Source organism: Vibrio stylophorae, assembly GCF_921293875.1.
GTDB classification, from domain to species: Bacteria; Pseudomonadota; Gammaproteobacteria; order Enterobacterales; family Vibrionaceae; genus Vibrio_A; species Vibrio_A stylophorae.
Window position 1 is genome coordinate 2,301,211 of record NZ_CAKLDI010000001.1, and the last position, 11,531, is coordinate 2,312,741.

Sequence of the window (11,531 nt, forward strand, 5' to 3'; positions counted from 1 at the left end):
GAAGTACCAAGATGTTTGATGCCTACCACCAACTGACCACTGAATATGACAGCGATGCAGTAATTACGCTTTTTACCCCGCTCAAACAGTGGGAGGACAAATATCGCCAAGTAATTCAGTTGGGGAAAAAATTGCCAGTACTGGATGCCTCGCTAAAATCGCAAGCTTTAAGTCTGGCTGGTTGTGAAAGCCAAGTCTGGTGTTTGCATGAAATCAAAGAGGGTCAGCTATTATTTGCGCTGGATAGTGATGCACGCATTGTACGTGGCTTGATTGTGTTGATCCTTGCTGCGGTGAACGGCAAACCCCCCGCAGAAATTGCAGCGCTGGATCTTGAAGCATATTTTGCTCAGCTCAATTTACTTGAGCAGCTTAGTGCCAGCCGCAGCTCAGGTGTGCGCGCAATTATCAATCATCTCCAACAGCTCGCCGCAGACGAACTAGCAAAATAATTCAGCAAGGATTTCCTTTCCTTCAACGCAGCTTTCAGCTTAGTTTTTCTCTCTGTACAGCTTTTTCAGCATTTGGATCATCATGATCCAAATGCGATCGACCTTGAGCGCATTTTGACCCAATGCTTTTCATATCAAAGAAATAGATATTTTAGGCATGAACTGCTCCCTGGGCGCATCATGCTGTGTACAGCTTTTTTAGCTTTTTGATCATCATGATCAAAAAAGCCGAGTTACCTGATCAGGCACTCGGCTTTCAATCCATCATTCACTCAGGACTGAGCTTTAGATGTCTTGCTCTTTTTGAGATTTTTCTTGAAGCTCTTCTTTAGATTTTTCTTTAGACAGGCGCGCAGCTTTTTCAAGCAGCTTGTCCACCACGCGCGCTGCCGCAACCAAACCAAAGGTTGCAGTCACCATCGCTGATGCGCCAAATCCACTGGCGCAATCCATGCGTTTTGGTCCTTCAGCACTGGCTTTGGCCGCGCAGACTGAACCATCTTGCTGCGGATATTTCAACTGCTCGGTGGAAAACACGCAATCAATGCCAAATTTACGTTTGCTGTTGGTAGTAAATCCATATTGCTTACGCAAGGTTTGGCGCAATTTAGCCGCCAGCGGATCCTGAATGGTTTTGGTTAAATCGGCGACTTGGATTTGCGTCGGATCGGTTTGACCGCCCGCACCACCAACACTCACCACCTTGATTTTATAGCGCTTACAATAAGCCAGCAGCGCTGCTTTGGCGGTCAGGCTATCAATGGCATCCAGCACATAATCAAGATCAGCTGACAGATATTCACTGAGGTTATCAGGGCCAATAAAGTCATCCACCAAATGCACTTGGCAATCAGGGTTGATACTTTGAATACGCGCGGCCATCAACTCAATTTTACTTTGTCCCACGGTTTCACTTAAGGCGTGAATTTGACGGTTGATATTGGTAACACAGACATCATCCATATCAACCAAAGTGATGGCACCGACCCCCGTTCGAGCGAGCGCTTCCGCCGCCCATGAACCCACACCACCAATGCCAATGACCGCAACATGCGAGCCACGTAGCCACTCAAGCTGATCGCGACCATACAGGCGCGCGGTGCCACCAAAGCGCTGTTGATATTGTTCAGATGGAGCTGTGCTAGGTCGTTTCATCACTTGCCTTTGAAAACCGAAAGAATAAAAAACTGAGCGCGTTTTATACGCGCCCACTTCTGTTTTGTCTAGTCTTGGCAAGGCGCGAACTTATTGTGCGTCGCTATCGGTGGGCACCTTCACGGATACATTCGCTGGTGCATTCGTTGGTATATTCGTTGATCAATCGGCAGATGAGCTTGCTGCGTCCGGTTGTGAAATTTGCGTCTCGGCGCTCGGCGCCAAACTTACCTTCCACACACGGCCAAAGTGCTTGTAGTGACCCGCATCAATGCCCGCTTGTTCACCCATGCCATGGTATAGATCAAAGTGACTATTTTTCACCGCACCGCCGGTATCCAGCGCAACCATTAATTTTAGTTGGTAATAACCGCTCCAAGTACCATCGGGCAAGAGCAAGGGCACCTCAGCCAAAATCACGCTGCCCATGGGGAAAATTGAGCGATCGGCGGCCACCGATGCCCCTGCAATTAAAGGTATACCCGCACTACCCACAACTGGATGCGCATTCTTTTGCTCAAAAAAGACAAAGGATGGGTTTTCTTCCATCAAGCTTTGCGCGCGATCGGGATGCGCATCCACCCACTCTTTAATGGCGCGAAGCGACATCTTCTCAGCCGGCACTTCCCCCCAAGCAATCAACCGGCGGCCAATGGCCACATAGGGATGATTATTCTTACCGGCATAAGCCAAATAATGCAGGGTTGGGTCGTTGTCGTAATGGACAAAGCCGCTGCCCTGCACTTCCATTAAAAAGTTATCAATCAGTGATGCGCTATAGCCCAGCTCAAGTCCTTGACCATCTAACGCGCCAGCATAAATTTCGGCGCGTGTAGGACAGTTACTGCTGCAATTTGGCATCGCATAAAGTGGGTATTTATAGGTGGCATCGGGCTGATGACGCAGCTCAATCACAGGTGAAAAGTAACCGGTGAAAAGCACGTTGCCATAGTTATCTTTACCGGCTAGCTGCTCGGTTTCAATCTTGAACTGTGGCAGTTGACTCAGTCGATGCCCTGAGGCCACCCACTGCTGTAAATGGTCATAAAGCGCACCATATTGCGCGGCTAGGCGCGGTGAGTTTTGCATCACCTGCTGAACTTGTTCATCAAAGGCATCATTGCGATAAGGTGCGCCGCTATCAACTTGTGTCACCGGCGTGAGCACTTGAGCAAAAGTTCCATCATGATATTGCTGACCACGCTCAGTGGAGAGTCGATTAGCACAACCACTCAATGTCGAAACAGCGAAAAAAAGCGCCGCAGCGCAGACCGGCGCATAGCTGCGCGGTGTGGAAAAAAATCGCATGGCCATATTCCATGAAACACAATGGCCTAAGCGTGGCAAAAAGGGGTCAATGGCGCAATGACAATTCAAATTCAGCTCAACTGTTTGGTGAGTTATCCCCCAAATTGACAGAATGCTGACACAAATGAACGAAGCCGATTGCGGCTCAATCCACATCGGCCTCGTTTTTCACTTGAGGATGAATCGTCCGAACAAACATCGGTTGGTAATAATCATCCCCTAAACGCACCATGCTTGCGTCATTTTCAATACGATATTGATAGGGAACGCCAGCGAATTCATAGCGCAAATATTCACCATCAAAGGCAAAGGCCGTTGCCACCCGCTTACCTCGATGAAAAATACCGTTGTCATTAATTTCAATGCGATCTGCGCTGTAAGCCGGTACCTCTTGCTCCACCCACTCACCATAGAGAGTGTGCACATCGGGCGGCGCAAAATAACCATGTTGCTTCAATAGGCTATATCCCACACCAGCACTCACCATCAGTACCAGTAACACCACCCCGATAAGGGTATATCGCTTGGTTTGATCCATATCGACTCCTTGATCCCTCTTTCAGTCTACGCTGCCGCCTTGAAATACCAAGCGTAAAAAAACGAAAGAATCGGTGGGATCACGGTTGCGCAAAATAAAATAATTAGTCAATATATCAGCATATCTAGTCACGGAGTGATTTCATGAAGATCCGCAGCACAGCGCTGGTGAAGGGATTTCGCCAGTCAGCGCCCTATTTGCATACTCACCGCGGTAAGACCATGGTGATTATGCTCAATGGTGAGGCCATTGCCGCCGACAATTTCCGCAATATCGTCAATGATATTGCCCTGTTAAATAGCCTGGGTATTCGCATCGTCTTGGTCTTTGGCGCAAGACCGCAAATCAATGCCAGTTTAGAGCTTGCGGGCATTGTGTCGCAGTATCACAAAGGCCGTCGCATCACTGATCAAGTGACCCTAAACTACGTGAAACAATCAGCCGGCAGCGTGCTTTTAGATCTCACTGCGCGTTTTTCCATGGGTCTCAACAATACCCCCATGGCGGGCGCAAAAATTAACGTGGTCAGCGGTAACTTTGTCACCGCCCAGCCCTTAGGCGTCGTCGATGGCATTGATTATTGTCACAGCGGCCGCATTCGCCGTGTTGATGTAGAAGGTATCAATCAGCAGTTGGATCAGCGCGCCATTGTGCTCGTGGGCCCCGTGGCAAGCTCTGTGACTGGTGAGTGCTTTAACTTGCCCTCAGAAGAGATCGCCACCCATATCGCCATTCGCCTTGAAGCGGACAAACTCATTGGCTTTTGTAGCGAACAAGGCATTGTCGATGCGAAAGGCCATACCATGCCTGAGCTTTTGCTCACCGACGCCGAAGACTTACTGCAATCTAAACGCCAACAAGAAGCATCACCAAGTGCTACCTCGCGCTTTTTAGAGGGCGCCATTGCGGCTTGTAAGGCCGGCATTCCGCGCTGCCACCTACTCAGCTATCACCAAGATGGCGCACTGATTCAAGAGCTCTTCTCCTATGACGGCATCGGCACACAGCTAGCACATGCACAAGTGGAGCAATTTCGCCGCGCCACCATCGATGATATTGGCGGCATCATTTCGCTAATCCGTCCGCTAGAGCAGGATGGTATTTTGGTGCGTCGTTCACGCGAGCAGCTCGAACAAGAGATCGAAAATTTTATTTTGATTGAGAAAGATGGGCTGATTATCGCCTGTGCTGCTTTGTACTGCTTTGAGCAAGAAAAAATGGCCGAGATGGCCTGCGTTGCCGTGCATACAGACTACCGCACCGGCTGTCGTGGCGTGCAACTGCTCAAGTACTTAGCACAGCATGCCAAGCAGCAAGGGATTGAGCAGCTCTTTGTGCTGACCACCCACAGTCAGCACTGGTTCCAAGAGCAAGGCTTTGTCGAGATCGGTCTCGATCAACTGCCAGCGAAAAAACAGCAGCTCTATAACTATCAGCGCCGCTCAAAAATGCTGGCAATCAAACTGTAATCCAAACGGATAAGGCCGCTAAATTACACAACATACAGGATCAAAAAAGGTCGCGATACGCGACCTTTTTTATCATGATTAGCAGCAGCAATAAGCGATGCCAGCGTTGCCATCATCAATACTTTTTCTGCTTAAATTGAACATACAACTGAGGACAGGTGGCCTTTGCAAAATGCTGATTGTAGTAGGACTCCAGCCCTTCGACATAGGCATCCGCCTGCGCTTGACCAATCTGCTGCACCGCACCTGCATAGGCAATGGTCATACCCATGGCCATACTGTTTCGCTCATCACGCGTGATCTCTTGACGACACCGTTTAAGATAAGTGCTGCCCATGGCAACAAATTTCATTTCACTGCGAATCTGCACCGATTCATGCATAAATTCATCTTCAAGACTGCCACCACACCCGATCAACAATAGGGTGCTAAGCAACCATCCTTGTCTTTTCACCGCTAAGCTCCGAGCATGGTCCATCAAAGCGCAATTAGAGCAGAAGCTCAGAGCCGCAACCTTGATGCCTATCACAGAGCGTGCACACTAATTCTTATATCACCCTAAATTCACTGAACTTTCTGTCAATTTGCTAATGAAAACACAGTTTGAATTACCACTTAATCTGAGCTTGCGAGCGCAACATAAAGTCCACTTCGCCGCTCGGTGCGTTGGCGCATGGCTTGCAGCACAATGGCTTGCTCCGCAAACAGCGTTAACCGCTCTTTGGCACGCGTCACGCCGGTATAAACCAACTCTCGCGTCAAAATCGGTGAAAATTTTGGCGGCAAAAGCAGCAAAGTATGTTCAAATTCAGAGCCCTGAGATTTATGCACCGTCATCGCATAGGCAGTTTCATGCGCAGGCAGTCGGCTTGGTAACACCCCTTTCATGCTGCCATCGGGCAGTTCAAAATAGACCCGTAAACGCTGCGCCGCAGCATCAAAACAGACAATACCGATATCACCGTTATACAGCCCCTGCGCATGATCGTTTTCACTGATCATCACGGGCCTGCCGATATACCACTGCTCATCTTGGCTGGCGATGCGCTGCTGACGTTTTAGCTGCTGCTCAATGGCGACATTCAATCCCTGCACGCCATAACCCCCTTCACGCAGTGCACAGAGCAAACGCACCTTGGCAAATTGCGCCAAGACTTCGCGCGGCTCAGCATGACTTTTTGCAGCATCCAGATAAGGGTGATACTGCTGCGCCACTTGCGCAATCAACTGTGCATAGGCCAGATTAGACAGGGGCTGCAAATTGAGATCACCGCGCCCCTGCGCCCAAATATTTGCCAAGCTATCTGCATCATTCTCATTAATTGCGCGAGCCAGCTGACCAATGCCAGAGCTGGCTGAAAAGCGATAACTTTTCGACAGCAAACAGAGGCTATCCGCCATAGGCACTTGCGCCCCAGATTGCATTGCCACGGGCGCGCATTGACACAGCTGCTGCAAACGCTTCGCCCCTTGCTGGGTATAGCCAAGTTGAGAAAATTGAAAAATATCGCCAAGCACCGCGCCCGCTTCCACCGAAGCCAGCTGATCGCGATCGCCGAGCAAAATCAGTCGCGCTTTACTGGGCAATGCATCCATTAATTTGGCCATCATCGCCAAATCCACCATCGAGGCTTCATCCACCACCAGCAGATCAAGGTGCAGCGGATTGCCCTGATGGTGCCGATATTGCTGGCGCCCCGGAATCGCACCCAGTAATCGATGAATGGTACTGGCATGGCGCGGAATAGCGTTTTTCACCGTAGTTGGCAGCGCCAAATGCTCTAAAGCGCGGCCAATACTTTCAGTCAAACGCGCCGCCGCTTTACCCGTTGGCGCAACCAATGAAATATTCAGCCGCGCCTGTTCGCCGGCGCTCATCACCAACGCAGCCAGTAGCTTGACCACTGTGGTGGTTTTACCTGTTCCGGGACCACCGGAGATCACCGCAAAGCGCTGCGTCAGTGCCACTGCCGCAGCCACTTGCTGATCGTTTCGACACACAGTGCTGGGTACCAAGGCGTCCAAAACATGCAAATCCGTTTCCACCTTGGCATTTGCCATGACGGCATCAACAGCGGACCAATCCAAATGCTCAGGCTGCACAATATCAAGCCTCTGACACAGGGTTTGCTGGCGCATAACGGCATTGCTGCACTGCTGAATGGCCTGAAAAACCGCTAAATAAGGTCGCGCAAACAGCTGCGCCAATTGCTGCTGCATGGCTTCAATCGACAAGCTCGCTACGGGTCGTTGCTGCGCTTGATTGAGCCAGCCACAAATTTGCTGCTGATAATGCCAGTAACGATGCAGGTATAGGCGATCATGACTCAACACCAAAGGCGTCGCGCGACTGCCATCACTGAGCACATCAAAGGCCCACAGCATGGCTGGCGTCAAAGGCGGCAACAAGGTCATTAATTGACGCTGCCAAGGCGCAAAATAGGGACGCGATGCAGCCGGAATATGGCTTTCACCATTGATGCCAGCCAGAGGCAAACAAAGATGGCCCGCCGCTAAATCATGACTGATGCTAGTCGCGAGCAGCACCAACCAAGCTTGGCTGGCATCATCGCCCTGCAACTGCACCGCATCGGCAATATATTGGCCAAACTGCACATCCATGGCACGAATCAGTTGCTGCTGCTGAGCGGTGCGTAGTCCCTGTAAAATTTGCGATAACAGCGACATATTACTCTCCAAACAAATTCAGTTGGCTTGGCGCAGCGGTGGCTGGCAGCGTTGCCGTGGCAAAGAATTGATCCAAGCTCTGCACTAAATGCGCACTTGGGCGACGATAAAATACGCCGTGATCGCTACTGCCATCCATACCGCGTAAAAAGAGGTAATAGACGCCGCCAAAATGCTGCTCATAGTCATAATCGGGTAATCGACTTTGCAAAAAACGATGTAGTGCGAGGCTATAGAGCTGATATTGCAGATCATAGCGATGGTCAATCATCGCCTCATCCAGCGCCTGCGCATGATAATGCAGCGCATCATCACCAAGATGATTGGATTTCCAATCCAGCACGTAGTAGCGACCTTGATGCTCAAACACCAAATCGATAAAACCTTTAAGCATCCCTTTGAGCGGTGCAAAATCGATGCGACCTCGCTGACGCATGGCGGTCGCAGTGAGCGGGTCCGCCATACAGATCTGTGATAGCGGCGCTGCGCTCAGCTGCTGCATCGGCAGTAAAAACTCCATCTCCACCAAACGCTGCGACGGCGTCAGCTGGTTGAGTGATAACCCAGCTTGCGTCAGCGGCGTGCTCAGCACCGTCGCCACCATATGGCTTAAAACCGATTGCCATTCAGGTTCAAATTGATATTGACTGAGCAGCTCTGCGATCACCTGCTGGTTATGCGCATCATCCATAGGTGCGGTAAATTCAATCTGCTCAAAAATACTGTGCAGCATGGTGCCCGCCTGCGCGCCGCGCGGGAAATTAAAGATGTTGCGATCGAGCTCGGCCTCTTCGGCGACCAGCGTTTCACTCGCTACTTCAGTCTGCGTTGGCGCAATCAAAGCCAGCTCTTCACCCGCTTGTTCAAAGCAAGCTTGATGCCCCTGTTTCACCAAGCTGGAGTAACTGCTCAGCCACCAATTACGCTCAATTTCACCGGCAAAACGCTGCGCATCCACCAGCGCAGGCTGATGACTTGGCTGCCAAGCACTGAGCGCATCGCTGGGCACATCCACAGATTCAATATGCGGGTGCGATGCAAGCTGAGCCACCGATTGCTCTAAAAGCGCAGCATCACCCGCTTGCCCATGTTGCAGCAAATAGCCAATAGCGCTTAAATGCAGGGCTGTGTTGGCCTCTTTTTTACTACGGCCCAAGGCCAAGGGTGCCAAGCCCAACACACAGCCATAAACGGCGCGGGTCACCGCCACATAAAGCAAACGCAGATCTTCAGCAAGGCGCTCTTGCTCGGCTTGACTGAGCGCGACTTCCGCACGGTTGAGATCAAAGGTCAGTCCTTGCTCAGGATCGTGATACTGACGCACCGCCTGCTTTTCATCCACAGGTCGGCTACTGGCGCAAAATGGCACCAAGACTAAGTCATATTCCAGCCCTTTGGATTTATGGATAGTGACGATCTGTACCAAGTCTTGTTCAGAGGCCAAACGCAACTGCTGCGCTTCATGTTGACCATTGGGATTATCCATCTGCTCGCGCAGCCAGCGCAGTAGCGCGCTGTCGCTATCGAGTTCGCCACTGGCTTGTTGCAGCAGCTCACCCAAATGCAGTAAGTCAGTAAGTCGGCGCTCACCATTGGGCTGCGTCAGCAATTGCTCGGCAAGGCCACGATGGCTCATCAACAAACGCAGCATGGGCATCACCCCGTGCTTGCGCCACTGCTGGCGATAACCATAGAACTCATGCACCACTTGCTCCCACGCCAGCTCATCGTGATTGAGTTGATCGAGCTGCTGGGCGCTTTGCGCAAAGAGTGGCGTTGCCACGGCCGCGCGCAGTAAGCGCTCATCTTGTGGCTGATGCGCGGCCATTAAAATACGATAGAGATCCGCCGCTTCGGCCTGCATAAAAACGCTATCTCGATTCGAGAGATAGACACTGGCAATGTTGCGCGCCGCCAACGCCTGTTGCACCAATTGCGCTTCACGTCCGGTGCGTACCAACACCGCAATACGACCTGGCGTCACCGCCTTTTGTTTTTCGCCCGCGCAGAGCAGCGCCTGACCTTGCTGACCAGCAACCAGCCATTGATGAATCTGACTGGCGCAGCCTTCGGCCATCTCTTGGTCATAACGCCCCTTGGATATCGGCGCATCACTTGTTGCCAGCCAACAACTTAAAGCGGCTTGCGGCTTGCCATTAAGCGTCCAATATTTTTGTTTGCCCTTGTCACTGGCTGAGACGGGCAGAAATGGAATGGCATCATCGTAAATAAAAGGTTTGGGCGCACTGGCAAACAGGGTATTGACCGCATCGATCATCGCTTGCGATGAGCGCCAGTTGGTACCCAGCGTGTATTGCGCTTGCACCGCTTGGCGCGCCTGCATATAGGTGAAAATATCTGCGCCGCGAAAGGCGTAGATCGCCTGCTTGGGATCGCCAATCATCAGCAGCGCAAAGGCATGCGACCGAGATTCATCTTGCTCTGAGGCCGAAAACAACGCCGAATCGACGAGCTGATAAATACGCGAGAAAATCTGATATTGCAGCGGATCCGTATCTTGAAACTCATCGATCATCGCCACCGGATACAGCTGCTGAATGCGCGCAGCCAGCATCGCCCCTTGCTCGCTTTGTAGCGCGCGCGCCAAACGAGTCAGCAAATCATCAAAAGAGGACAGCTGCAATCGCGCCTTTTCATCGGCTAGGGCTTGACGACTATAGCGCAGGGCATGCAGCCAAATGCGCGGCTCAATTTTCGGCGGATTATCCAAAAAGGCATCAATGGCATCAAAACATGCATGCTGCGGCGCTTCACCTTTCTTGGTTTTCTCCACCAACGTGCGCTGTGAAAAGCGCGCGAGTTCATCGGGCCACTGCAAACTTTGCGTGGGCGATTGCGCCCAATCACTGACCTTAGCCAGCCAGTTGGGTAGATGCTTTTTGCTATAGCTGCGTTTATCAATACCGCTGCCATCAATACAAGCAAAGAGATCGGCCTGCGCCGCATGCCATACAGCTTTCAGCGCATCAATGGCAGCACATGCCTCAGCAAAAAGTGGCGCAAGAGAATCAGCGATGTCATCTGAATGACTTTCATCCTGCGTTTGTAACAGCTGTTTTTGCGTGCCCAATTGCACCGTGGCTTGCTGCGCATGCAGGTAGGGGCGCAGCACGCTATACAGCTTTTCAGGTGTTGGCCAAATCTGCTGCACCATGGCACTGTGCTCAGCGCTCAGTGGATAGAAAAAACGCCGCCAATAATCATCCACCACCTGCTGCTGCATGGGCGCGAGATCAGTGACAAAAGTCTGCTCAAAATAACTGCCAGATTCAAAGGCGTGCTGGGTTAGCATGCGCTGACAAAAACCATGAATGGTGTAAATGGCGGCCTCATCCATCTGCCGCTCGGCAATCAGCAGCAGTGCGGCTATCTCTTGATAGTCATCGGCAGCAGTGTCATCAATCAGTCCCGAGATGGTTTGATCATCACTCATCTCGTCGCCCGTTACGCTGTCAACACCTCGCAGCGCTTTTATTGCTTTTGCTTGTTCAAAAGCCAAGCGGGCATCATGAATTTTTAGACGAATACGATCGCGCAGCTCTTCAGTGGCCGCCTCAGTAAAGGTCACCACCAAAATCTCAGCCACTGACAAAGGTCGGCCAAAGGACGCATCACCACCATGCCCAAGCAACAATCGCAAATAGAGGCTGGCGATGGTAAAGGTTTTCCCTGTACCCGCAGAGGCCTCAATCAATCGACGACCGTGCAACGGAAAATGCATTGCCTTAAGTGGCGTTGACTCGAAAGGCGTGGGCGTAATCAATGCTTGTGATGATTGATCCTGTGATGGCAAGTCTGACGATTGCACTTCATTTATCCTTATGGGGTTCATTGACAGCAAACTTTCGATAACACGACGTGATCTGCTGCAAACTCTCAACAATTACACCCCCCAGCGCA

8 protein-coding genes are annotated in these 11,531 nt (G+C 51.2%); 2 read left to right on the plus strand and 6 right to left on the minus strand.

The genetic code is table 11. The features are described from left to right. Positions 1-11 precede the first annotated feature (11 nt). Positions 12-452, plus strand: coding sequence for a cysteine desulfurase sulfur acceptor subunit CsdE (gene csdE / locus L9P36_RS10700; RefSeq protein WP_237466694.1), 441 nt, complete (start codon positions 12-14; stop codon positions 450-452). A 285-nt stretch (positions 453-737) separates the two neighbouring features. Here csdE and tcdA read toward each other — a convergent pair whose 3' ends face one another. From tcdA to L9P36_RS10715, 3 genes are all read right to left on the minus strand, one after another. Further along, positions 738-1,607, minus strand: coding sequence for a tRNA cyclic N6-threonylcarbamoyladenosine(37) synthase TcdA (gene tcdA, locus L9P36_RS10705; protein WP_237466696.1), 870 nt, complete (start codon positions 1,605-1,607; stop codon positions 738-740). 162 nt (positions 1,608-1,769) lie between these two features. Further along, complete coding sequence (gene mltA / locus L9P36_RS10710; protein ID WP_237466698.1) at positions 1,770-2,915, minus strand: murein transglycosylase A; 1,146 nt, start codon at positions 2,913-2,915, stop codon at positions 1,770-1,772. 145 nt (positions 2,916-3,060) lie between these two features. Further along, the gene (locus L9P36_RS10715) at positions 3,061-3,453 is read right to left on the minus strand and encodes a DUF2850 domain-containing protein (RefSeq protein WP_237466700.1); all 393 of its coding nucleotides are present in this window, start codon (positions 3,451-3,453) and stop codon (positions 3,061-3,063) included. 143 nt (positions 3,454-3,596) lie between these two features. Here L9P36_RS10715 and argA point away from each other — a divergent pair, with 143 nt between their 5' ends. Continuing rightward, positions 3,597-4,922, plus strand: coding sequence for an amino-acid N-acetyltransferase (gene argA / locus L9P36_RS10720; RefSeq protein ID WP_237466702.1), 1,326 nt, complete (start codon positions 3,597-3,599; stop codon positions 4,920-4,922). Positions 4,923-5,037: 115 nt separating this feature from the next. Here argA and L9P36_RS10725 read toward each other — a convergent pair whose 3' ends face one another. From L9P36_RS10725 to recB, 3 genes are all read right to left on the minus strand, one after another. After that, positions 5,038-5,376, minus strand: coding sequence for a hypothetical protein (locus L9P36_RS10725; RefSeq protein ID WP_237466704.1), 339 nt, complete (start codon positions 5,374-5,376; stop codon positions 5,038-5,040). A 161-nt stretch (positions 5,377-5,537) separates the two neighbouring features. Further along, on the minus strand, positions 5,538-7,610 hold the full coding sequence (gene recD / locus L9P36_RS10730) for an exodeoxyribonuclease V subunit alpha (protein WP_237466706.1): 2,073 nt from the start codon (positions 7,608-7,610) through the stop codon (positions 5,538-5,540). 1 nt (position 7,611) lies between these two features. Then, positions 7,612-11,352, minus strand: coding sequence for an exodeoxyribonuclease V subunit beta (gene recB, locus L9P36_RS10735; protein WP_435532779.1), 3,741 nt, complete (start codon positions 11,350-11,352; stop codon positions 7,612-7,614). Positions 11,353-11,531 lie beyond the last annotated feature (179 nt).